General features: G+C 43.2%; 19 protein-coding genes and 4 tRNA genes. 3 read left to right on the forward strand and 20 right to left on the reverse strand.

The window, feature by feature from the left end:
* Position 1 precedes the first annotated feature (1 nt).
* Both AC4CU2_RS15610 and AC4CU2_RS15615 read left to right on the forward strand, forming a co-directional pair.
* A complete protein-coding gene (locus AC4CU2_RS15610; RefSeq protein WP_490769069.1) occupies positions 2-2,194 on the forward strand; it encodes a hypothetical protein in 2,193 nt (730 codons plus the stop codon).
* A gap of 77 nt (positions 2,195-2,271) precedes the next feature.
* Positions 2,272-3,423, forward strand: a complete 1,152-nt coding sequence (locus AC4CU2_RS15615) for a hypothetical protein (RefSeq protein WP_224467656.1) — start codon at positions 2,272-2,274, stop codon at positions 3,421-3,423.
* Between the two features lie 182 nt (positions 3,424-3,605).
* Here AC4CU2_RS15615 and htpG read toward each other — a convergent pair whose 3' ends face one another.
* The 5 genes from htpG to AC4CU2_RS15640 all read right to left on the reverse strand — a co-directional run bounded on the left by htpG (position 3,606) and on the right by AC4CU2_RS15640 (position 9,404).
* Positions 3,606-5,525, reverse strand: a complete 1,920-nt coding sequence (gene htpG / locus AC4CU2_RS15620; protein ID WP_490769070.1) for a molecular chaperone HtpG — start codon at positions 5,523-5,525, stop codon at positions 3,606-3,608.
* A gap of 99 nt (positions 5,526-5,624) precedes the next feature.
* A complete protein-coding gene (locus tag AC4CU2_RS15625) occupies positions 5,625-5,969 on the reverse strand; it encodes a lysozyme inhibitor LprI family protein (protein ID WP_490769071.1) in 345 nt (114 codons plus the stop codon).
* Positions 5,970-6,129: 160 nt separating this feature from the next.
* The gene (locus tag AC4CU2_RS15630; RefSeq protein ID WP_490769072.1) at positions 6,130-6,732 is read right to left on the reverse strand and encodes an OmpW/AlkL family protein; all 603 of its coding nucleotides are present in this window, start codon (positions 6,730-6,732) and stop codon (positions 6,130-6,132) included.
* 315 nt (positions 6,733-7,047) lie between these two features.
* A complete protein-coding gene (locus AC4CU2_RS15635; RefSeq protein ID WP_490769073.1) occupies positions 7,048-8,418 on the reverse strand; it encodes a Na+/H+ antiporter family protein in 1,371 nt (456 codons plus the stop codon).
* Between the two features lie 101 nt (positions 8,419-8,519).
* Complete coding sequence (locus tag AC4CU2_RS15640; RefSeq protein WP_490769074.1) at positions 8,520-9,404, reverse strand: alpha/beta fold hydrolase; 885 nt, start codon at positions 9,402-9,404, stop codon at positions 8,520-8,522.
* A gap of 116 nt (positions 9,405-9,520) precedes the next feature.
* Between AC4CU2_RS15640 and AC4CU2_RS15645 the strand changes: the two genes are divergently transcribed.
* Positions 9,521-10,006, forward strand: a complete 486-nt coding sequence (locus AC4CU2_RS15645) for a DUF4442 domain-containing protein (protein ID WP_004978660.1) — start codon at positions 9,521-9,523, stop codon at positions 10,004-10,006.
* A 49-nt stretch (positions 10,007-10,055) separates the two neighbouring features.
* On the opposite strand, the gene AC4CU2_RS15650 is transcribed toward AC4CU2_RS15645, so the two are convergent.
* From AC4CU2_RS15650 to AC4CU2_RS15720, 15 genes are all read right to left on the reverse strand, one after another.
* Positions 10,056-10,412 (reverse strand): DNA transfer protein p32, encoded by a 357-nt coding sequence (locus tag AC4CU2_RS15650; protein ID WP_058868762.1) that lies wholly within the window; start codon positions 10,410-10,412, stop codon positions 10,056-10,058.
* Positions 10,413-10,561: 149 nt separating this feature from the next.
* Positions 10,562-11,101 carry a hypothetical protein gene (locus tag AC4CU2_RS15655; RefSeq protein ID WP_490769075.1) on the reverse strand — a complete coding sequence of 180 codons (540 nt, stop codon included), beginning with the start codon at positions 11,099-11,101 and terminating at the stop codon, positions 10,562-10,564.
* A 169-nt stretch (positions 11,102-11,270) separates the two neighbouring features.
* Positions 11,271-15,470, reverse strand: a complete 4,200-nt coding sequence (gene rpoC, locus AC4CU2_RS15660) for a DNA-directed RNA polymerase subunit beta' (protein ID WP_010325734.1) — start codon at positions 15,468-15,470, stop codon at positions 11,271-11,273.
* Positions 15,471-15,611: 141 nt separating this feature from the next.
* Positions 15,612-19,700, reverse strand: a complete 4,089-nt coding sequence (gene rpoB / locus AC4CU2_RS15665) for a DNA-directed RNA polymerase subunit beta (protein ID WP_490769076.1) — start codon at positions 19,698-19,700, stop codon at positions 15,612-15,614.
* Between the two features lie 301 nt (positions 19,701-20,001).
* Entirely contained in the window at positions 20,002-20,367 is a 366-nt protein-coding gene (gene rplL / locus AC4CU2_RS15670; protein ID WP_004692767.1) for a 50S ribosomal protein L7/L12, read from the reverse strand.
* 48 nt (positions 20,368-20,415) lie between these two features.
* Complete coding sequence (rplJ, locus tag AC4CU2_RS15675) at positions 20,416-20,922, reverse strand: 50S ribosomal protein L10 (RefSeq protein WP_004692769.1); 507 nt, start codon at positions 20,920-20,922, stop codon at positions 20,416-20,418.
* Between the two features lie 298 nt (positions 20,923-21,220).
* Positions 21,221-21,916, reverse strand: a complete 696-nt coding sequence (gene rplA / locus AC4CU2_RS15680) for a 50S ribosomal protein L1 (RefSeq protein ID WP_004692770.1) — start codon at positions 21,914-21,916, stop codon at positions 21,221-21,223.
* Between the two features lie 3 nt (positions 21,917-21,919).
* Positions 21,920-22,348 carry a 50S ribosomal protein L11 gene (gene rplK / locus AC4CU2_RS15685; protein ID WP_004668262.1) on the reverse strand — a complete coding sequence of 143 codons (429 nt, stop codon included), beginning with the start codon at positions 22,346-22,348 and terminating at the stop codon, positions 21,920-21,922.
* A 118-nt stretch (positions 22,349-22,466) separates the two neighbouring features.
* A complete protein-coding gene (gene nusG / locus AC4CU2_RS15690; RefSeq protein ID WP_004692772.1) occupies positions 22,467-23,000 on the reverse strand; it encodes a transcription termination/antitermination protein NusG in 534 nt (177 codons plus the stop codon).
* A gap of 7 nt (positions 23,001-23,007) precedes the next feature.
* Positions 23,008-23,448: a preprotein translocase subunit SecE gene (gene secE, locus AC4CU2_RS15695; protein WP_004692774.1), complete on the reverse strand. Its 441-nt coding sequence runs from the start codon at positions 23,446-23,448 to the stop codon at positions 23,008-23,010.
* A gap of 76 nt (positions 23,449-23,524) precedes the next feature.
* A tRNA-Trp gene (locus tag AC4CU2_RS15700) sits at positions 23,525-23,600 on the reverse strand.
* A gap of 48 nt (positions 23,601-23,648) precedes the next feature.
* On the reverse strand, positions 23,649-24,839 hold the full coding sequence (gene tuf / locus AC4CU2_RS15705) for an elongation factor Tu (RefSeq protein WP_004692776.1): 1,191 nt from the start codon (positions 24,837-24,839) through the stop codon (positions 23,649-23,651).
* 146 nt (positions 24,840-24,985) lie between these two features.
* Positions 24,986-25,060 (reverse strand) — tRNA-Thr (locus AC4CU2_RS15710).
* Between the two features lie 17 nt (positions 25,061-25,077).
* Positions 25,078-25,153 (reverse strand) — tRNA-Gly (locus AC4CU2_RS15715).
* A 41-nt stretch (positions 25,154-25,194) separates the two neighbouring features.
* A tRNA-Tyr gene (locus tag AC4CU2_RS15720) sits at positions 25,195-25,278 on the reverse strand.
* Between the last annotated feature and the right edge of the window lie 2 nt (positions 25,279-25,280).

The raw sequence follows: 25,280 nt of genomic DNA on the forward strand, positions 1-25,280 counted from the left end.
CATGAAAGCAATCGAAAAAGCACTGCTGATCAAAGAACTGCATCAATTGATTGATGGTTTGGAACATCAACCTCTGTCTTTTTTTGAAATTGCGCGCTCGAAAAAACGTATTCGTGAAATTTTTGCACTCTGTGATGAACCCATTTTTCAAAAACAACTCGAAGCGTATAAGGCGCTGACTCAGCCTCAAGCTGCAGCTGAACGCTGGATAAAGCAAAGCCCCTACCAGCATGCCTACATTGGACTGTTTCAATATGAATCTTCTTTAACCGATGCCTTAAAACAGCAGGCGGCTTTCGCATGGGGTTTTTTATATAAATCAGGTTTAGGTTGGCAAATTGTTTTTCAAAACACCCCAGCTACAGTGCATAGCAGCCCATGGCACATAAAGTTTGAGCATGCTTACCAATGGTTTTTGAGCCATGCACAAAGTGCTCAACAACCCGATAACGTACCTTTTCTCGCGACATCTGAAACATCCACAGAAGTTGCAGAAGTTGCAGAAGTTGCAGAAGTTGCAGAAGTTGCAGAAGTTGCAGAAGTTGCAGAAGTTGCAGAAGTTGCAGAAGTTGCAGAAGTTGCAGAAGTTGCAGAAGTTGCAGAAGTTGCAGAAGTTGCAGAAGTTGCAGAAGTTGCAGAAGTTGCAGAAGTTGCAGAAGTTGCAGAAGTTGCAGAAGTTGCAGAAGTTGCAGAAGTTGCAGAAGTTGCAGAAGTTGCAGAAGTTGCAGAAGTTGCACGAGACCAGTTTATCCCGCCCGTTACAACCATATCCCATAAAAAAACTGACATAGGGCATGCACAGGACAATGTAGTTACCGATGCTTTTGTTTTCACGGGTATTGAGCTTTTAAGCATTGCTACAGATGATACATCGGCTGAACGAACCCAAGAGTCTGAGCCCTCCTTCCCCAAAGTCAGTCCTGAGTCTAGTCTGCTTTTATCTAAGGCTGAAGCAGCGCTTCATTTCAATACGGAAATTCAACCTACATTCGGCAGCAACCTAAATGCAACTCAAATTGAAGAATCCAAACTCAGGTCTTTTAAACAAGACGCTGTAGAAGATGTCGTCCCAATCAATCCTATTAAACTAAGTATCAAACAAGATAAGGAACCTGAAAATCAGGTCGATATCGTACAAAAAGATTTAGATCTTCAACCTGAAGTATTAGCAGAAAATCATTTGATTCTCAGCAATCAGCCTCTTTTAAGTGATGGGCTATGTCCGCCTCAGGAAGAATTTATCATTGAGGCCGCTGCACCCATTCGATTTGACCTCAAGCCAAGTGCGTCTATTTCAACGCTTGCCATTCAGGATTTTATCCAAAGGCGATCGATCTTGGCTGAACAACCAGATACAGACATTTCATCTGAATTTCAACAGCAAGATCCACTTGAAAGCGAGGTGACAGCACCATGCCCTGTTTTGCAGGATAGCCATACAGAAAATTCAGAAGCATCAGCTACTGCTGCGCAACCCATACTGCCCACACAGATTAATCTGGGGCAATATCAAGCGAAATTGTGCACGCTGCATCAACCAAATTTAGATCCTAAGCTCTATGGCCTCGACATTTCAGGGCACACCGAGATCGGTCAAAATATCGATTTTCTGATCCACAGCGACCAACTCGATCACTGGTTGGACTATCCCATCTATTTGGCAGAACAGACCCAGCAGCACGGAGAGTTTATTAAGTATTTGGCTCTATTCGGTGCTGACAGTCCCACGGAAGCCATTCGCCTGAGCCAACAATTTGCCCAGAGTTGTCAGCATCAAGTCGCAGCCATCCGCGAAATTGTATGGGACCAACTACAAAGTCATATGCATGATGCATTTTCGATTTTTCAGCTGTATACCCAACAGGCCAAACTGGTATGGCATATTGAAGACTATCATCCATTTATTCTGGCCGATCTACTCAATAGCCGTAAATTCATCCAGTTTGAAGAAAGCTCCGCTGACGCAAATACGCCCATTTTAGTGTTAAAAGAACGACAAAAAATTCGAGTAATTCATGGTCAGAAGCGGGTTGAACTCTCACGTACCGAGATCGCGTATCCGTGCTTGGTCTTAGACCGACAGCACGGCATCAGTTGGCAACTGATTCAAAATACGATTTCTACTTTGCCTGAACCTATCACTGTGTTTCAATTATTTGATTCTATTCAAAAACAACTGGGCAGCGAGTTGTAGAGTTTTGTATTTTCTACTTGTGTTCTTATGTGAAATTTACAACACTAAAACATCGAAGAACAATAAAGTACGAAAGCATGCTAAGAACTCAACATGTGGGATCCATCTCTTTATTTTTCTGCCTAAGTTTAGGTACATACGTCAACGTGGCTTGGGCGGAAAGCAATACCAACATCACACAACATTTTGTGCCACCTCACGACGTGGCTGAAATTGACAAAATCGCATCGCCCCCCAAAGGTAGTGGACTTTTATATCAAATTCCACAGTGGATTGACTCACTTCCAACCGTTCTACCTGAAGAATCGGACGAGCTGATTGTGCCCACGACTGATCTCACTGAAGAACGCACATGGGTCGACCGCCAGCAAAAAGAAGTTCGAAACTGGGCAGACCGAACAGCCGCCAAAATGGACAATTGGTTTGGTGAAACTGATCCTAAAAAACCGGCCACAGCCACCTTACGGGTCTTGGTCGATAACCGTTGGAATAAACATGATGAATACGATGTAAAACCGCGGATTCGGGGCCGGGTTAAGCTTCCAACCTTAGAACATAAACTCAGTGTCGTGTTTGGGGATGATTCTTTAGATAACGAACTACAAAACAATGTCGCGATTACCAATGAAAATCCACCCAGTGCGAATAACGATAAAACATTTGACCGCCGCCAAACCCGTGATGCCAATAGCTCACTGGCTTTAAGATGGTCGCAACTGTCAGATCGTCTGCCTTTTGAAACCGATTTCGACCTAGGGGTACGTTCAGGGGATGATATTTATGCGCGGATCGAGTTATCGAGAGAATGGAAACTCGACAATGATTTTCGCGCTTATGCTGAACAGATTTATCGTTATGGTATCGACAGTGAAAATTATTTACGTACTAACCTAGAGCTAACCCATGCACGCCCCAATCAAGCCTTTTTATCCAATCAGTTCAGCCTGACCTATGCAGACGATCAAGATGATGATCTGCTCTGGGATAACTATAGCTTTAGACAACACCAATTCTTTCATGGCAATCGTTTTAATTACGGCATTTACACTGGTGGTTTCTACAACAACGACGACTTGCGTTTGAACCGTTGGGGACCTTTTGTCTCGTGGCGTCAACCGTTCTTAAGGGAGTGGTTTTATATCCAAGGTGACTTAAATTATTTTAATGATCACCGTGAAGACCGCAGCCATTACGTCAGTGCCTTGGTGCGTTTTGAGGCTTTATTTTAATGGCATGGTGGATATTTAAGCTGAACTGTGGATAAGTTCTCACTTATCCACGGATATCCACATCAACTTCTTTTCCACCGAGTTAATCAATACATTCGACAGTTTTTAAGGTGCTTGATCCAACTCATTGACATAAAAAAAAGCCTATCTTAACGATAGGCTTTCTTTAAACATATAATGGTTTATTGAAGCAATAAGCTGTTAATCCGTTTGATATATTCGGCAGGATCATCAGGTAAGCCGCCTTCAGCAATCACCGCTTGGTCAAAAATTACATTAGCCAAGTCATCAAACTGTGCCGAATTTTCTAATTTTCTCACCAATGGATGCTCTGGGTTAATTTCCAAAATTGGCTTGCTTTCAGGTACGGCCTGACCCGCTTGTTGCAGCATACGAATCAGTTGTGGAGAAAGCTCTCCCTCACCTGTCACCAAGCATGCAGGTGAATCCACCAAACGTGTGGTCACACGTACTTCTTTGGTCTTGGCTTTCAATGAGTCAGACAGTTTTTCAACCACAGGTTTAAACTGCTCTGCGGCTGCCTCAAGTGCTTTCTTCTCTTCGGCATCTTGTAAATCACCTAAGTCGACTGCACCTTTGGCCACGTTTTGCATTGGTGTGCCATCAAACTCATGTACAAATTCCATTGCCCATTCATCGACACGGTCTGCCATGAGTAAGACTTCAATTCCTTTTTTCTTAAACAGCTCAAGTTGTGGCGAGTTCTTCGCAGCATTGAGACTGTCTGCAGTCACATAGTAAATCGCTTTTTGCCCCTCAGGCATACGCGCTTTATAGTCCTGCAAAGAAGTGCTCACCGCATCATTGTTTGAAGTTGGGAAGCGTAAAAGTTTTAAAATACGCTCACGGTTACCCAAGTCTTCGCCCAAACCTTCTTTCAATACTGAACCAAATTCACGGTAGAAGGTTGTGAACTTCTCTTGATCTTTTTCATCTTCCGATTTAGCTAAAGCATCCAGCATGGTCAATACACGGCGTGCATTCCCTTCACGAATGGTTTTCACATCACGGCTTTCTTGTAACAGCTCACGACTGACATTCAGTGGCAAATCGGCACTATCGACCACCCCTTGTACAAAACGTAAATAGTTTGGAATCAAGTTATCCGCGTCATCCATAATGAAGACCCGTTTTACATAGAGCTTAATTCCGGCTTTGGCTTCACGGGTAAAGATATTCGCAGCAGCTTTACTCGGTACATACAACAACTGCGTATATTCGGTACTGCCTTCAACACGGTTATGCGCCCATGCCAGTGGGGCTGCAAAGTCATGGCTGAGATTCTTATAAAACTCGACATACTGCTCTTCAGTCACTTCATTTTTATTACGTGTCCACAGGGCGCTGGCTGAGTTAATGGCTTCCCACTCACCCGTTTTCACATACTGACCCGGTTTTGGTTCTTCACCTTCGACCGCTTCTTCTTGCTGCCAAACTTCTTTTTGCATCTCAATCGGCAGACTAATGTGATCTGAGTATTTATTGATAATTTGCTTCACTTTATGCGACTGTAAATAGTCCAACGCATCTTCACGCAAATGTAGAATAATATCGGTACCACGGCTGTCTTTGTGGATCTGCTCGACTTCGAACTCACCCGTGCCCGCACTGACCCAACGTACAGCCTGATCAGCATCCACACCTGCACGGCGTGATTCTACGGTAATTTTGTCAGCCACAATAAAGCCCGAGTAGAAACCTACACCGAACTGACCAATCAGTTGTGCATCTGATTTCTGGTCACCTGTGAGCTTAGACATAAAGTCCTTGGTTCCAGACTTAGCAATCGTACCTAAGTGGTCAATTGCTTCTTGTTCAGTTAAACCAATCCCATTATCTGAAATGGTCAGTGTTTGATTGGCTTCATCAAAGCTGACGCGCACATGTAGGTCTGGGTCATTTTCATAATATTCAGGATGATTAATGCCTTCAAAACGCAATTTATCGCAGGCATCGGAGGCATTTGAGATCAATTCACGTAGGAAAATGTCAGGATTCGAATACAGTGAATGCGTCACTAAATGTAATAGCTGAGCCACTTCAGCTTGGAAACTATGTTTATGTGCGTTTTGCTCGCTCATCAATCGCTCCTTAATGTATTAAGTCTTATAGAGAATGCTTAATGAATTGGAGTGAGCGATACGTTTTTCAATAGCAATCACAAGTTTTTTTGCTTTTTTTTAAAATGGGCCCTGACGGTAAATACGATCTAAATTCAGCTCTAACTGCTGCTGGCGCATTTTATACACATCCATAAGGCAACTTTGTGAAGCACCACAACGGTCACGGAGACTCAACCACTTCACTTGCTCATCTTGAATCATGCCACGCGTCCCCATCGGAACAAGGCGTTTTAAAATGGTATAAGTGGTGGCCATTTTCACATCGGCGTCATTGATTTGGCGATACTCACAAATCGCATGTTCTGTCGTCGTTTTCGCTTTATCACAATTAAAACTGGCTGCTTGAGCATGCATGCTCCAAGCCAAACCACAGACTAAACCGATCCCGAGCATAGATTTCATTTTTATCACTCTCTTATTCTGTTTCTATCCATTCTATAGATGATTTTCTTTTAATACTGAATCATCGTGATTTATTTCAACGTTGACCACTATTCAACTTTAGTCTTTGCATAAAAAAACCCCATCATCGATGAGGTTCTTAAAAAGCTACTTTTGATTATTAAAATTTGTAGCTATAACCGAGTGTATAAATCACTGGATCGATATCTAATTTGAAGTTTTCAACCACAGTTTCAACTTTTGGGTTTAAGTCTGCATAACGAACATCGACAAACACACCCCAGTTTTTCGCATCAGCAGGTTGGTAATTAAAACCAAGTTGTGCAGCATAGCCGTAGTCATCTTTGACTTTAACTTTAGTTCCTGAGAGTACACCTGAAGTTTCTTCATCCCAAGCAATAAATGCTGTTGCACCAACACCAATATAAGGCGTGAAACCTGTTGAATTTTTAAAGTTATATTTTGCAGTCACTGTTGGCGGCAAATGCTTCAGTTTTACAGCATTGCTACCATTTACTGTCACGTCATGGCTAATTGGTGTCGCCAATAGCAGCTCTGCAGAAATATTGTCATTAAAGAAATATTCAACCGATGGCGTAAACGCGAGTTCGCTATCTGCTTCAACCGTTAATGTACCATTCGCAATTTTCGTGTCCTGCGTTGGCGCAATTGCAGATCCACCGACTTTGATTTGCCATTGACCTGCCATTGCAGCAGATGCAGAAAGACCCATTAATGTAATTAGAGCAATTTGCTTCAACATTTCAAACAACCTCTGTTTGTAAAATAATTAATATAAAAATTAACATTAACTCATCATAAACAAGAGTGTAATTAATATGCAATTATAATAATAATGTATTTTAAATACTATTTTTAAGTAATTGTTTTTAATTGACTTAAATATTAAATATACTGTTTTTGTTGGTTTTAAATTAATAACGAAGAATCAAAATAAATATATTTTAATTCCAACCTTTTTAATCCGAATTAACATTATAAACCCGATTATTTTAATCTGAATAAATAATAAAAAAGGCGATTTAAAATCGCCTTTTTATAATCATTGGATTTTTAATTACAACACCATGGCCGCAATCCAACCGAAAATCATGAGTGGAATATTAAAGTGAATAAAGGTCGGGATCACACTGTCTTTCATGTGATCATGCTGACCATCCATATTCAAACCCGAAGTCGGTCCCAAAGTGGAGTCAGAAGCTGGAGAACCCGCATCACCGAGTGCCGCAGCCGTACCAATAATCGCAATGGTTGACGCTGGACTGAAACCAAACTGGATACACAAAGGCACATAAATAATTGCTAAAATTGGAATGGTAGAGAACGAAGAACCGATTCCTAAAGTAATCAGTAAGCCAATCAATAGCATCCAAAATGCAGCGAGTCCTTGGCTAGAACCAATCCATTGCACTGATGCTTCTACCAATGCTGGCACTTGATTGGTCGCAGAAATAACAGATGCAAAACCTTGTGCTGCAATCATAATGAAACCAACTAATGCCATCATTCGCATACCGCTAATAATCACATCATCTGCTTCTTTCCATTTAAAAATGCCTGCACAGCTCAAAATCGCAACACCAACCAGACCAGCTAAAATCATGGAATCTGATGCAATTTGTACCCAAAGCGTAGCAACTACCGCAATGAGAGCCATAGATAACGTAAACTTTGAAATTTCAGGCTTAGACTTCTCACCCGTGATATCAAGTTCAGAAGAAATACTTTGCTGCACTGGTTCCACATGTACTTCTTCGTATACACGTTTCTTACGGTAACTAAAGAATACAGCAACCAATAAACCAATAAACATGCCAAAAACAGGAATGGCCATTGCTGAAGGGATATCGGCATAATTGATTTTAAAGCCGTAGGGTTGCCCGAAAGTATTAATATTTTGACCTAAGATGTCATTCAGGAAAATCGCACCAAATCCAAATGGTACCAGCATATAAGTGGCAACCAAGCCAAAGGTTAGAACACAAGCAATTAGTCGACGGTCTAACTGAAGATGGTTAAACACACTTAATAAAGGAGGAATCAGGACTGGAATAAACGCAATATGTACAGGAATGACGTTTTGTGAACAAATGGCTGCTAACGCGACGGTTATAAAAATCAGATATTTAACCCGATTTTGTGCCTTTTCATTGCTCGAACCTTTCAATGTTTTAATAAGCTTATAGGCCAACAAGTCAGGTAAACCTGAGCGTGCCAAAGCCAAAGCAAATGCACCTAAGACCCCGTAAGCCAACGCAATTTTTGCGCCGCCCCCAAGCCCATTATTAAATGCTTCGAGGGTACCGTGTAGCCCTAAACCAGCCAATAAACCGCCTGTGACAGCACCAATAATTAATGCAAATACTACAGGCACACGAGCTAATGAAAGTCCAAACATGACCCCAATAGCGGCAAGAATTGCGAACATAGTGAAAAGAGTGACTTGGAAGAAAGGCGCATTTTATCAGAAAATAACCAAAAAATTCTGCCCTTACAGGTCGCTAGCGCCTTTCTCTTTCACAGATCATTTCAGCTGGCTTTAACACAACGCCAGTTTTGAACAAACCTTTTGATTTCTTTAGCAATTACCTCAGGCTGGCTCAAGATTGCCCAGTGGTTGGCATTTACATTCACCCGTTGAAAATCCTCGACCCACTTCGGCATTTCATCGATCAAAGCTGGGCTCACAAACTGATCTTGCTCCAACACAATCGCCTGTACGGGACAAATTGCAAAGCGTTCCCGAGGTTTCGCCAGGCGTGGAATAAAGTTAGCTCGGTAGAGCGCAACTCCGTGTTTACCATCGGCAGCAATGTGATGATTCAGCGGTAAGTCTGAGCGTCCTTCTAAACGCGATAAAACTTTGCCCCAATGCTCAGGACTAAAAAACTGCCATACGGTTGGTGCTAAAAAAGGCAACTGAAAGGCCGCAATGTACCAAGACTTCGTTAACTGCTTAAAAAATTGAGGCTTGTGTTGTGTGAACTTTTCACGCATCCAAAATGCGGCATGGTCTAAACATGGGCCTGAAATGGTGGTAAATGACAGCATACGCTCTCTAAATTTTGGCTCAGTCGCAGATTCCCATGACTGAATCGACCCCCAGTCATGCGCAACCAGATGAAAGCTACGCTGTGGGATCACACTATTCACCACACTTTCCAAATCTAGCGATAGCTGAGGCAAGGCATAGGCCCGTGTACGACGCGGCACACTCGACATCCCTGCACCGCGAACGTCATAGGTCACAATATAATAATCTTGCACCAGATGCCCAATCACAGGCTCCCAGACCTCTTGATTATCTGGATAGCCATGCACCAAGACCAGCACAGGATTGTTCGCATTGCCCCATGTTTTCACATAGAGTCTTTGCTGATCTGTAGTTTGTACCCAGTAACTTTGCTGCTCCATATTCAGCTCCTTATTGTTATTGACTGTTTTTTATACTTTAGTGGCAAAACGATCAATGCCAATTGATCTCATCTTCTCTAGTATGGATAGAAGTTCATCAGATACCATTGACCGAAATGAGCATTTTAAAAAAACTTGTGACACAGCCAATTGTCGCGAAATACTTTCTCAATCATTTTGCCCCCTTTAAAGGTGCAGGGATTCAAATTGAAAAGTTTGACCTTAAACACTACCATATTCGTGTCAAAATGCCCCTCACTCGACAAAATCGAAATATTGTGGGCGTACATTTTGGCGGGAGTTTATATGCAATGGTCGACCCTTTTTATATGACCCTGCTGATGCACCACTTAGGCAATAAATATATTGTTTGGGACAAAGCAGCCTCTATCCAATTTCTCAGCCCAGGTCGCAGTACAGTCTATGCAGACTTTCACCTCGATGCCCAAGAAATCGCGACCGTGAAACAACTGGCCGACAACTATGCCCCCGTACATCGTATTTATACCTTAAATATTTATGATGAAGCTGGCATTCGAATTGCAGAAGTGGAAAAGACTTTATATATCCGTCGTAAAAAACCTAAACCGGCACAGCTATAAAAAAAGCACTTCCATGAAGTGCTTTTTTTGGAAATTTGAACTTAAGACATTATTTACGTTCTTCAATTGCTGCGCCTGCGCCACCGCCGATGGCACCACCAATAGCAGCGCCAGTATTACCACCAAACACGCTTTTACCCACTGCTGAACCAATCGCACCGCCAACACCACTGTAGGTTGCATTACGGTTTGATCCACCTTGGGCTTTACTGCCCACAGCCGCACCAGCACCACCACCAACGGCTGCACCAACACCGCCACCGAGGCTATTCCCCGCAGCACCACCTACTGCACCGCCTAAAGCCGCTGTCCCAATACGTTGCTCAGAAGCGCTCATATTTTCACAACCTGCCAACAGCATCGTCGAAAGAGATGCCACTGCAATAATGCTCATATACTTTTTCATGAGATTTGTCCTTATTGGCTATTTCTTACAGCATAAAAGATCAGTATGAACTTAAAACCCGTAAAATGTTACGGTTACAGGTGCTATTGCTGAAAATTTGTAAGCAAGAAGCCCTCCTTAGAGGACCTCATACTGTATTCAACTCAAGCTTATTCAGGCTCTTTCACCACAACCACATCTTTGGTGGTGGTGCCATTTTCTTGGAACACCGCACGCGTCACACTTTCTTTACTGTTCGGGTCTTTCACTTGATCCAGTGTCAGCTCCTTACGTACAGGTTGCTGCCCTTTCTTAAACTCAACCCCTTGTGCGTCAACTTGCTTACCTTCTGCAAGGACGACACCACCTTGACTCAAGGTCGATTTCACTTCAACTTTGGATGTCGGAACAATCACGCTACCTTTTTGCACAATCGGTGCAGACATTTTTTTATCTGAAAATTGGCTGGCATTTTCTTCGAGAACCACTTCACGCGCCACGATATCTTTACCACCATTTTTCACTTCAAAAATAGTCGCTTCGGTCGTTCGCACAGGCTCTTGACCCGCGACACTGCGAATAATCTGTGTTTTGACAATCGGTACAACCGCTTTATCCTCCACGGTGATGGTATTTGGCATCGGTGCTGCCATCGTTTGGCTCACAAATGCGAAGATGCTTAAGCCCAATAGTTTTGATGTCAATTTCATGTGTAATCACCTCTATTTTTTAATCGTTAATGAAGTAAGGAGATTTGTATACTTATATTTTTACTATAGGAAAAATGTGAAATTTATAAAAGCTTAAAACCGCTTCTGTAACAAAAGGACAAAAAAAAAGCCACCCGAAGGTGGCTTTTTCATGCATTTAAAGGGCTAATTACAGACCGTTAAACTCATCGCTAAATGCTTGGCTTAATGCTTGATCCACATCAGAGAAGTCATTTACAAGCTCATGCTCTGCAGCTTCAGCTTCTTGACGACGACGCTCTAAATGATACGCAAGACCAGTACCTGCAGGAATCAAACGACCTACAACTACGTTCTCTTTCAAGCCACGTAAATCATCTTCTTTACCTGTTACAGCCGCTTCAGTCAACACACGAGTGGTTTCCTGGAACGATGCAGCAGAGATGAACGAGTCAGTAGAAAGCGACGCTTTGGTAATACCCATCAATTGACGTTCAAACTTCGCTGGGAACTTGTTTTGCGCAAGAACAGCTTGGTTCTCTTGCATCACGCGGATGTAATCCACTTGCTCGCCTTTGATGAAGCTTGTATCACCGCCATCAGTGATATCAACTTTACGCAACATTTGACGTACGATCACTTCAATGTGCTTGTCGTTGATTTTTACACCTTGCAGACGGTATACGTCTTGAACTTCGTTCACGATGTAGTTGGTCAGCGCAACTTCGCCTTTCAAGCGTAAGATGTCATGTGGGTTCTGTGGACCGTCAGAAACAGTCTCACCACGGTTCACATGTTCGCCTTCGAACACGTTCATGGTACGCCATTTTGGAATCAGTTCTTCGTAAATCTCAGAACCATCATCTGGAGTAATTACTAAACGGTTCTTACCTTTAGTCTCTTTACCAAAGCTCACAACACCTGAAATTTCAGCAAGAATTGCATGCTCTTTCGGTTTACGTGCTTCGAACAAGTCAGCTACACGCGGTAGACCACCGGTAATGTCACGCGTACGTGAAGTTTCCTGAGGTACACGACCAATAACGTCACCCACACCAATTGTTTCACCATCACGGACAGAAAGAATCGTGTTTTGTGGTAGGAAGTAGAACTGCTCACCACCATCCGTCGTATCAAGAACAACCGCAGGACGTAAATCTTTACCAGACGCAGGACGTGCAGTCACAGGTAAGATTTCAATCGTCGTCATACCTGTTGCATCATCAGTTTTCGAGGTAACAGTGACGCCATCAGCGATTTGGCTGAAACGTACTTTACCTGCAACTTCTGTTACAAGTGGGTGTGTGTGCGGATCCCAAGTCGCCACGATACCGCCAGCTTCTACAGCTTCGCCATCTTTCAACAAGATAGACGCACCATATGGCAGTTTATAACGCTCACGCTCACGACCTAAATCATCCGCAATACCGATTTCGCCTGAACGAGAAGTCGATACCAAGTGTCCTTTGGCATGTTGTACTGTTTTCACATTGTGGAAACGTACAGTACCTTTGTTACGTACTTGTACGCTGTTTGCAGCAGACGTTCGGCTTGCAGCACCACCTACGTGGAAGGTACGCATTGTTAACTGTGTACCCGGCTCACCAATCGATTGCGCAGCCATAACACCCACAGACTCACCAGGGTTCACCTGATGACCACGTGCAAGGTCACGACCATAACATTTCGCACATACACCGAATGTTGATTCACACGCAACCACTGAACGTACTTTAACTTCATCGACACCTTGCTCTTCTAGGAAGTTTGCAAGTTTCTCATCAATCAAAGTATTACGTGGCAGGATAACGTCGTCAGAACCTGCTTTCTTCACATCTTCAGCAACAACACGGCCCAGTACTCGAGTACCTAAGTTCTCGATCACGTCACCGCCTTGAATGAACGGTGTCATTACAAGACCGCCCAAAGTACCACAGTCAGGCTCAGTAATGACCAAGTCTTGCGCTACGTCTACAAGACGACGTGTCAAGTAACCAGAGTTTGCTGTTTTCAGTGCTGTATCGGCCAAACCTTTACGTGCACCGTGTGTTGAAATGAAGTACTGAAGTACGGTCAAACCTTCACGGAAGTTCGCTTTAATTGGAGTTTCAATGATCGAACCATCTGGTTTCGCCATCAAACCACGCATACCCGCTAACTGACGAATCTGAGCTGCCGAACCACGGGCACCTGAGTCAGACATCATATAGATTGAGTTGAATGATTTTTGCTTCTCATCTTCACCCTGTTTGTTTTTAACAGTGGTAAAAGACAAGTTGTCCATCATCGCTTTCGCTACTTGGTCGTTGGTACGTGCCCAAATATCGACAACTTTGTTGTAACGTTCGCCCGCAGTTACGAAACCTTGTTCGAACTGTTGCTCAATTTCACGAACTTCAACTTCCGCTTTTTCAATAATTGAGTATTTCGCAGGTGGAATCACCATGTCTTCCATACCTACCGATACGCCTGAACGTGTCGCTTGACGGAAGCCCAAGTACATCAATTGGTCCGCAAAGATCACGGTATCTTTAAGACCTAATTTACGGTAGCAAGAGTTAATCAACTTAGAGATGTTTTTCTTGGTCATCTCAACGTTGATTTGTTGGAAATCCATACCTTCTGGCACAACTTCCCAAAGTAAGCAGCGACCTGGTGTGGTATCCACAACAATGGTTTGCTGTTCACGGTTACCATTTTCATCAATCACAGTCTGGTGTACACGTGCTTTTACGCGAGCGTGTAAATTTACCTGACCTGTTGCAAGTGCACGGTTAACTTCGTGAGTATCTGCAAACACCATGCCTTCACCTTTGGCATTGATCGCATCACGAGTGATGTAATACAAGCCTAAGACAACGTCCTGAGACGGTACGATGATTGGCTCACCGTTCGCTGGAGACAAAATGTTGTTGGTCGACATCATTAACGCACGCGCTTCTAACTGCGCTTCAAGTGTTAATGGTACGTGTACCGCCATTTGGTCACCGTCGAAGTCGGCGTTAAACGCAGCACAAACGAGTGGGTGAAGACGGATCGCTTTACCTTCAATCAGGATCGGTTCAAATGCTTGAAGACCCAAACGGTGAAGTGTAGGCGCACGGTTCAACATCACTGGGTGTTGACGAATCACGTGAGCAAGAACGTCCCAAACTTCTGGAGTTTCGCGCTCAACCATTTTCTTCGCAGCTTTAATGGTGGTTGCTTGGCCAGATGCTTGTAGTTTCGCGAAAATGAATGGCTTGAATAATTCAAGTGCCATTTTCTTCGGAAGACCACATTGGTGCAGACGTAAAGTAGGACCTACAGTAATTACCGAACGACCCGAATAGTCAACACGCTTACCAAGTAAGTTTTGACGGAAACGACCTTGCTTACCTTTGATCATGTCAGCCAAAGATTTCAATGGACGCTTGTTCGAACCCGTGATTGCACGACCACGACGACCGTTGTCTAACAATGCATCTACAGACTCTTGTAACATACGTTTTTCGTTACGTACGATAATGTCTGGCGCTGCAAGGTCAAGAAGACGCTTTAAACGGTTGTTACGGTTGATCACACGACGGTAAAGGTCGTTCAAATCAGAAGTCGCGAAACGACCACCTTCAAGTGGTACTAACGGACGAAGATCTGGTGGAAGTACTGGAAGTACATTCATCACCATCCATTCTGGCTTGTTGTTCGACTCTTTAAACGCTTCCATCAACTTCAAACGCTTAGACGCTTTTTTAAGCTTCGTCTCAGACGTTGTGTTTGGAATTTCTTCACGTAAACGTGAAATTTCGTTTTCAAGATCGATGTCTTTTAACAAGTCTTGAACAGCTTCTGCACCCATTTTCGCAGTGAATTCATCACCGTGTTCTTCTAAAGCGTTGAAGTATTCTTCATCATTAAGAAGTTGGTATTTCTCAAATGGAGTCATACCTGGGTCAGTTACTACGTAAGATTCGAAATACAATACACGTTCGATATCACGTAAAGTCATGTCTAATAATAGACCGATACGGCTCGGAAGTGATTTTAAGAACCAAATATGTGCAACTGGAGACGCCAGCTCGATGTGACCCATACGCTCACGACGAACTTTCGCAGTTGTTACTTCAACGCCACATTTTTCACAAATGACGCCTTTGTATTTCATACGCTTGTATTTACCACACAAGCATTCGTAATCTTTGACTGGACCAAAAATTTTGGCACAGAATAAACCATCACGTTCTGGTTTGAACGTACGATAGTTAATGGTTTCAGGCTTTTTAACTTCACCATGAGACCATGACTTAATCATTTCTGGTGACGCAAGACCAATACGGATGCGATCAAACTCAACTGGAGCATGACCATCTGAATCCGTCTTTTTGCGCATGATATCGAGCAAGTCTTTCAATTTTTTTCTCCGTGTGTTGTGGAGACTTTCACTACACAACTGGGTCACAAATATTGTTTTTTAACTGAGAAATCTCCCCGCTTCCCTTTCGAGGAAGCCTCTCTTTGAACAGGAGAGGTTGGGGAGATTCAATGGAGAAACTTAGTCACCATTTTTCAGTTCAATGTTGATACCTAAAGAACGGATCTCTTTGGTCAATACGTTGAACGATTCAGGCATACCTGGGTCCATATAATGGTTACCATCTACAATGTTCTTATAGATACGGGTACGACCTTCAACGTCATCCGACTTAACAGTAAGCATTTCTTGAAGCGTGTAAGCTGCGCCATATGCTTCAAGCGCCCAGACTTCCATCTCACCGAAACGCTGACCACCGAATTGTGCTTTACCACCAAGCGGCTGTTGAGTTACTAATGAGTAAGAACCAGTAGAACGTGCGTGCATCTTGTCGTCTACCAAGTGGTTCAGTTTCAACATGTACATGTAACCTACAGTTACAGGACGGTCAAACTGTTCACCTGTACGACCATCATACAATACTGTTTGACCAGTACGTGAAATGTTCGCAAGCTCTAACAAGTCTTTAATTTGAGATTCTTCAGCACCATCGAATACTGGCGTTGCAAGAGGAACACCCGCACGCAAGTTACCCGAAAGCACCAAAATTTCATCATCAGTTAAGCTATCAAGATCTTCTTGCTCGCCACCAACTTTGTTATAAATCTTGTCTAAGAATCCACGAAGCTCAAGTACAGTACGTTGCGCTTTTAACATCTTGTCGATTTCTTCGCCAAGACCTTTCGCTGCCATACCTAAGTGAGTCTCTAGAATCTGACCCACGTTCATACGTGACGGTACACCCAGTGGGTTCAATACGATGTCGACTGGAACACCATTGGCATCGTGCGGCATGTCTTCAACAGGCAAGATGTTAGAAACAACACCCTTGTTACCGTGACGACCCGCCATCTTATCACCCGGTTGGATGCGACGTTTAACAGCCAAGTAAACCTTAACAACTTTCAATACACCTGTTGTTAATTCATCACCTGTAGAAAGTTTGCGTTTTTTCTCTGCAAACTTCTCATCAATTTCAAAGCTCTTCTCTTTCAAGAACACTTGAATTTGAGTTAAACGCTCTGCAATAGCTTCATCAGTCGGTTGGATTTCAAGTAAATCAACCAACTCTAAACCAGACAATACGTCTACAGAAAGCTTATCGCCACACTTGGTTGTACCACCACCGTTAGACTCTTGACCTGTCAACAAACGAACAATACGTTCACGTGCTGCTTCTTCGAAGATTTTGTATTCTTCTTTCAAGTCTTTACGATATGAATCAAGCTGAGCTTTTTCAATTGCTTGCGCACGTTCGTCTTTCTCAAGACCGTCACGTGTAAACACTTGAACGTCAATCACTGTACCTTTGGTACCTGATGGAACACGTAAAGATGAGTCTTTTACGTCAGCTGCTTTTTCACCGAAGATTGCACGAAGCAATTTTTCTTCTGGTGTTAACTGCGTTTCACCTTTAGGCGTTACTTTACCTACAAGGATATCACCAGCAGTCACTTCAGCACCGATATATACGATACCTGATTCATCAAGCTTAGACAGTGCAGCTTCACCCACATTCGGGATATCCGCTGTGATCTCTTCCGCACCCAATTTCGTATCACGTGCAACACATGATAATTCTTGAATGTGAATCGAGGTTAAACGGTCTTCTTGAAGTACGCGCTCTGAAAGTAAGATCGAGTCTTCATAGTTGTAACCATTCCACGTCATGAACGCAACGCGCATGTTTTGACCGAGTGCAAGCTCACCACCATCTGTTGATGGACCATCAGCCAATACATCGCCACGACCCACTTTATCACCAAGTTTCACAAGAACTTTTTGGTTAATACAAGTGTTTTGGTTCGAACGTGTATATTTGATCAGGTTATAGATATCTACACCTGCCTCGCCTGCAACCATTTCATCTTCATTGACACGAATCACAACACGTGAAGCATCGACGAATTCGATACGACCACCACGATCCGCAATCACACACACACCAGAGTCATGCGCTACATTTGCTTCCATGCCTGTACCTACAAGCGGTTTGTCAGCAATCAATGTAGGCACAGCTTGACGCTGCATGTTTGAACCCATCAATGCACGGTTGGCGTCATCGTGTTCAAGGAATGGAATGAGTGATGCAGCAACAGAAACAACCTGCTGTGCAGAAACGTCCATATGCGTCACTTTTTCAGGCGGCATACGTACGAAATCACCTTGGTGACGTACAGAAACAAATTCTTCTGTTAAGTTACCGTCTTTATCTACGCCAGAATCGGCCTGTGCAATCACAGTACCTACTTCTTCAATTGCAGATAAATACTCAACTTCATCCGTTACACGACCATCAAGCACTTTACGGTATGGTGTTTCTAAGAAACCGAAATTGTTACATTTCGCATAAACAGAAAGCGAGTTGATCAAACCAATGTTTGGACCTTCCGGCGTTTCAATTGGACATACACGACCGTAGTGAGTTTGGTGTACGTCACGTACCTCAAAGCCCGCACGTTCACGTGTCAAACCACCGGGACCAAGCGCCGATACACGACGTTTGTGCGTAATCTCAGACAATGGGTTGTTTTGGTCCATGAACTGAGATAACTGGCTTGAACCAAAGAATTCTTTGATTGCAGCAGCCACTGGTTTCGCATTGATCAAATCTTGCGGAGACAAGTTATCTGTTTCAGCTTGGCTTAAACGTTCTTTAACAGCACGTTCTACACGAACTAGACCAACACGGAATTGGTTTTCAGTCATTTCGCCTACTGAACGCACGCGACGGTTACCCAAGTGATCGATATCGTCGACTTCACCTTTACCGTTACGGATTTCAACCAATGTTTTTAATACATCAGTGATATCTTCGTTCGACAAAATACCTTCAACTTCACGAGACTTCTGATCCGTACCCACTTCGTAAGGACGACCTAAACGACGGTTGAACTTCATACGACCCACTGGAGAGAGGTCATAACGTTCTGAAGAGAAGAACAAGTTATTGAATAAATTTTCAGCCGCTTCTTTCGTTGGTGGCTCGCCTGGACGCATTACTTTGTAGATTTCTACCAATGCTTCTTCACGACCTGTCGTGGTGTCTGCACGTAAAGTATCTGCAACGAATGAACCACGGTCGATGTCATTGGTGAATAGAATGTTAAATTGTTTAACACCCCCTTCAGCCAATTTCACCATCACTTCATGGCTTAACAAGGTATTAGCTGCAATCACATCACCATCTTTAAGTGGGATGTCTTCTGCAGTAATGCGCTCGTACAAGTACTCATCTGGCACAGAAAGTTTTTCTAGGCCAGCAGCTTCCATTTGACGCACATGACGCGCGTTGATACGCTTGCCTTGCTCAACAATGGTTTTGCCATCATTATCTACGATGTCAAATTGTGCCATTTCGCCACGTAAGCGTTCTGGAACAAGGTCAATCTGGTAGCTACCCATGTCTAGGTATACAGGCACTTTTTCATAGAACAAGTCTAAGATTTGCGCATTGTTATAACCCAAAGCACGAAGAACCACAGTCGCGAGTAATTTACGACGACGGTCAATACGCACAAATACAAGGTCTTTTGCGTCAAATTCGAAGTCTAACCATGAACCACGGTAAGGAATAATACGCGCAGAATAAAGCACTTTACCACTAGAGTGGGTTTTGCCTTTATCGTGGTCAAAGAATACGCCCGGTGAACGGTGTAATTGAGATACGATTACACGCTCAGTACCATTAATAACGAATGTACCGTTATCAGTCATGAGTGGCATTTCACCCATGTAGACTTCTTGCTCGCGCACGTCTTTAATTGATTTAGTTTCGCGATCTTTTAAGATCAAACGAATTTTTACGCGCATTGGTGCTGCATAAGTTGAGCCACGAAGAATACATTCGCGTACATCAAACTCAGGCTTACCAAGACTATACTCAACAAATTCTAAAGCAGCATTGCCAGAATAACTTTCTATAGGAAAAACTGAACGAAACGCGGCTTGCAGACCGATATCTTCGCGGTTTTTTGGTGATTTGCCATCTTGTAAAAATGTTCTGTACGAGTCGACTTGAATCGCGAGCAAGTACGGAGCATCCATAACACTAGGCAATTTACCAAAATTCTTACGGATCCGTTTCTTTTCGGTATATGAGTATGCCATCTGGAGTCCTCGGAAAGTAAACCGAGCCCGCCTGCAGAACGGGCTCAGAAGGAATTACGCAGGCCGATATGGCCACCACTTTTTACAAATGCTGCAATTTTCAGTGGTATTGAAACGCTTACCAATATTTTTAAATTTGAAAAATATTGGTAAGCGTTTGATTCTTTTCTTTATTTTAATTTGATGGATTTTCCACCAAGCAAACAAAAATCGAGCCGATTATTGTAACGCAAAAAGGCTGATGACCCAAGAGCCATCAGCCAATTTTTGGGGTGAAATTAATATTCCCCCCCTGGTAACATTACTTAATAGTAATAGTAGCACCAGTTTCTTCAAGTTTTTTCTTAAGTTCTTCAGCTTCTTCTTTAGAAACTGCTTCTTTAAGAACTGAAGGAGCACCTTCAACCATGTCTTTAGCTTCTTTCAAGCCAAGACCAGTGATTTCACGAACTGCTTTAATCACAGCTACTTTGTTCGCGCCGAAAGAAGTCAACTCAACGTTGAATTCTGATTGCTCTTCAGCAGCAGCAGCAGCAGGACCTGCAGCTACAGCTACAGCAGCAGCAGATACGTTGAATTTTTCTTCGAAAGCAGAAATAAGTTCAACAAGTTCAAGAACAGTTTTTTCAGCAACTGCGTTTAAGATTTCTTCGTTTGTTAAAGCCATGAGAGTAACTCCAAATGGGTATTGAATGATGTGTGTTTAAGTTTGAGCTTATGCAGCTTCTGACTCGTTTTTCTCTTGAAGCGCTGTAAGTAAGCGACCCAATTTCGAAATAGGAGCTTGAAGAACGCTTGCAAGCATAGTAAGCGCTTTCTCTTGGTTTGGAAGATTCGCGATAACGCTAACTTCTTCGCCTTGATAAAGTTTGCCTTCAAATGCAGCAGCTTTAAGTTCAAATGCTTTGTTAGTTTTCGCAAATTCTTCGAATAAGCGTGCCGCAGCACCCATATCATCTGCAGAAGTTGAGAAAGCTAAAATTGTTGGGCCAACAAGGTTGTCGTTCAAGATATTGAATGGAGTATCTTGAAGAGCGCGTTTAGCCAAAGTATTACGTACAACACGTGTAGCAACACCTAACTTACGAGCTTCAACACGAAGAGCAGTTAATTGCTCAACAGTTAAACCTTGGTAGTCAGCAACAACAGCAGCAAACGCAGTAGAAGCAACTTCAGTTACTTCAGCAACGATCTGTTTTTTGCCTTCGATAAGAAGAGCCATTGTAAAACCTCCTAACGGTGATTTATGTACTTACGCGAAGTACACTCCCAATTCGCAAGTTCATCACTGAACTTACACGCGGAGGATGAACAAATCACACCACCGCGTCTACTCAGGCTGGGAAATTAAGAAAGCAATCGAAATTACTCTCGCCTGAGGTCTTTGACGCTGATAAATCTACATTTACCAATTCAAAGTTTGCCTAAGTTTGCAAAATACGACAGAGCGTTTCTTGCGTAAAAATCAAAGCAGCGCTTTGATTTTTACTCAGGGCTTTAAAATTCTGTCTAAGTAAAACTTAGTTAGAAACGTTGCTTACATCAACAACAAGACCAGGACCCATAGTTGAGCTCAAAGTAATCTTTTTGATGTATACACCTTTAGATGTCGCAGGCTTTAACTTTTTCAAGTCTGCAATCAAAGTTTCAACGTTTTGACGAACAGCTTCAGCAGAGAAATCTACTTGACCGATCGCAGCGTGGATAATACCCGCTTTGTCTACACGGTAACGTGCTTGACCAGCTTTTGCATTTTTAACTGCGCCAGCTACGTCAGGAGTTACAGTACCCACTTTAGGGTTTGGCATTAAGCCACGCGGACCAAGAATCGTACCCAACTTACCAACAACGCGCATTGCATCAGGAGCAGCAATCACTACGTCAAAGTCAAGGTTACCCGCTTGGATGCTTTCAGCAAGGTCATCAAAACCAACGATGTCCGCGCCTTCAGCTTTAGCAGCTTCAGCAGCAGCGCCTTGAGCAAACACAGCTACACGTACAGTTTTACCAGTACCTGCAGGAAGTGTAGTCGCGCCACGAACAACTTGGTCAGATTTACGAGGGTCAACACCTAGGTTTACCGCAACATCCAAAGATTCTTTGAATTTCGCAGCAGGAAGACCAGCAAGAACAGCTACTGCTTCTTCTAAAGTGTAAACTTTGTTTGCTTCAATAGCAGCAGCAATGGCTTTTTGACGTTTAGTTAACTTTGCCATGTCTTATAGCTCCACTTCCAAGCCCATAGAACGTGCAGAACCAGCGATGGTACGAACACGTGCGTCTAAATCAGCACCAGTTAAATCTGGTTCTTTAGTAGTCGCGATTTCTTCCAATTGAGCACGAGTCAACTTACCAACTTTAGTTTTGTTAGGTACAGCAGAACCCTTTTGGATACCAGCAGCTTTCTTAAGAAGAATAGATGCAGGAGGAGTTTTCATGATGAATGTGAACGACTTGTCGTTGTACACAGTGATCACGACTGGAATTGGTAAACCAACTTCAAGTTTTTGTGTCGCAGCATTGAATTCTTTACAGAATGCCATGATGTTAACACCTCGTTGACCCAATGCAGGACCAATCGGTGGAGATGGATTCGCTTTACCAGCTGGAACTTGCAGCTTGATATAGCCGTCAATCTTCTTAGCCATTTCAAATTACCTCTGGGTACAAACGCCGATGAAGGCTCCCCAATTTCTAAGTAACGATACCGTTACAACAACAATGCCTGACTTATAAATAAGCCAGGCGTTTTTCAACCACTTCGAATTAAACTGATTTTTCGACTTGGCGAAATTCCAGCTCAACCTGAGTTGGTCGATTAAATACATTAATGGTCAACGTTAAACGTGACTTTTCGTATAGAACTTCTTCCACCACACCTTTAAAGTCTGTGAATGGACCGTCAATTACGAGTAATTCTTCGCCTGGTTCAAACATCGTCTTCGGACGTGGTGCTTCACCAGTATTGCGTACACGAGCAAGAATCGCATCTGCTTCACGTTGGGTAATTGGCGCCGGTTTCTCAGCCGTACCACCAATAAAACCTAAAACTTTTGGACATTCTTTAACAATGTGCCAAGTTTCATCATTCATTTCCATTTCGACCAATACATAGCCTGGAAAGAACTTACGTTCAGATTTACGTTTCTTACCATCCTTCATTTCTACCACTTCTTCGGTAGGAACAAGGACTTCACCAAAGCTATCGGCTACAGCGCTACGCTGGATTCGATCATTAAGTGAACGCATCACTTGTTTTTCATAACCTGAATAGGCATGAATAATGTACCAACGTTTCATAGCTCTCTTACCCGATAATAAACTTCATTAACCAGCCCAAAATGTAGTCAAAACACCATAATAAAATGGATGCAACAACTACAACCGCAAGCACCTGCCAAGATGTGGTCATGGTCTCTTGCTTCGTTGGCCAAGTCACTCGACGCAGCTCAATTCGTGAGTCTTTCAACAAACGAGCAAAGCCTTTGCCTTGATGGGTGGCGTATAATAAACCGAATGCCACGATGATACAAGCCAAAATTACCCCAACGCGCACCCAGATATCGTTGGCTGGTGCCCAATACGCTGGTAGGTGCTGATTCACCATGGTCGCACCAATTAATAAAATCAATGCGATAATCCATAAGACGACGTCTAGGGGAGAACCAGATTTAACTACTTCAGCAGAATTATTTCTTTGAGGGATTGCCGCGTCGCTTTGTGCGTCGCGTAATTTTTCATTCGACATTTTTGTACTCGTCGTAGGTTTCGCGACTTATTATATGACCAGTTTTGCCGACATCAAGCGTCTTTTATAAAAAAGTTGGCAGGCCAGGAGGGACTCGAACCCCCAACATTCGGTTTTGGAGACCGACGCTCTACCAATTGAACTACTGACCTGCAAAACAAATTGGAGCCGAAACCCCAATTTGTAATTTTATTTTATAATTATGCAGTTACTTTAGCAACTACACCAGCACCAACTGTACGGCCACCTTCACGGATCGCAAAACGTAGACCTGGGTCCATTGCGATTGGGTGGATTAATTCTACTGACATTTCTACGTTGTCACCAGGCATAACCATTTCAACGCCATCTTGTAATTTGATCGCGCCAGTTACGTCAGTTGTACGGAAGTAGAACTGTGGACGGTAACCGTTAAGGAATGGAGTGTGACGACCACCTTCTTCTTTAGAAAGTACGTATACTTCTGCATCGAATTTAGTGTGCGGCTTGATTGCACCTGGTTTAGCAAGTACTTGACCACGTTGTACGTCTTCACGCTTAGTACCACGTAGAAGAACACCACAGTTCTCGCCCGCACGGCCTTCGTCTAGAAGTTTACGGAACATTTCTACGCCAGTAACTGTAGTTACTTGAGTATCACGGATACCAACGATTTCAACTGATTCACCTACTTTCACAATACCAGTTTCTACACGGCCAGTTACTACTGTACCACGACCAGAAATAGAGAATACGTCTTCGATTGGCATTAAGAATGCTTGGTCGATTGCACGTACTGGCTCTGGAATGTAAGTGTCAAGCGCGTCAACAAGCGCAACAACTGCTTCTTCGCCATACTGACCAGCGTCACCGTTAAGTGCAAGAAGAGCTGAACCACGGATAACTGGAGTGTCATCACCTGGGAAGTCATAAGTAGAAAGAAGTTCACGAACTTCCATTTCTACTAATTCAAGAAGTTCTTCATCATCAACAAGGTCACACTTGTTAAGGAATACAAGAATGTAAGGTACACCAACCTGACGAGAAAGAAGGATGTGTTCACGAGTCTGTGGCATTGGACCATCAGTCGCAGCACATACAAGGATCGCGCCGTCCATCTGAGCAGCACCAGTAATCATGTTTTTAACATAATCGGCGTGGCCCGGGCAGTCTACGTGTGCGTAGTGACGAGTTGGAGAATCGTATTCTACGTGTGAAGTATTAATTGTAATACCACGTGCTTTTTCTTCTGGTGCAGAGTCAATTGCAGCGTAGTCTTTCGCTTCGCCACCGAATTTCTTCGCACATACAGTTGCAATTGCAGCTGTTAAAGTTGTTTTACCATGGTCAACGTGACCAATTGTGCCCACGTTAACGTGTGGCTTATTACGTTCAAACTTAGCCTTAGCCATGCTCATCTTCCTCGTTTACGTCGAACACAGGTATAAACAACTCAGTATCGACACATCGCCTAAAAAATCAAACACCAAATACTTGAAAAGCAGACTAATAAGCCTGCTTCTTTAAAAATTTGTAGAAATTCTACTAAACTGTAATCTGGAGCTCTTATCGAGATTTGAACTCGAGACCTCTCCCTTACCAAGGGAGTGCTCTACCACTGAGCTATAAGAGCAAATATAAAACTTCAAATGGAGCGGGAGACGAGGGTCGAACTCGCGACATGTAGCTTGGAAGGCTACCGCTCTACCAACTGAGCTACTCCCGCACGATGTTGGTACAAAGACCACTTTCTTGAAGTCTTAAAATTGGTGGTGAGGGAAGGATTCGAACCTTCGAAACTTTCGTAGCGGAGTTACAGTCCGCCCCCTTTGACCGCTCGGGAACCTCACCAT

Source organism: Acinetobacter sp. 797_lipA, assembly GCF_058243025.1.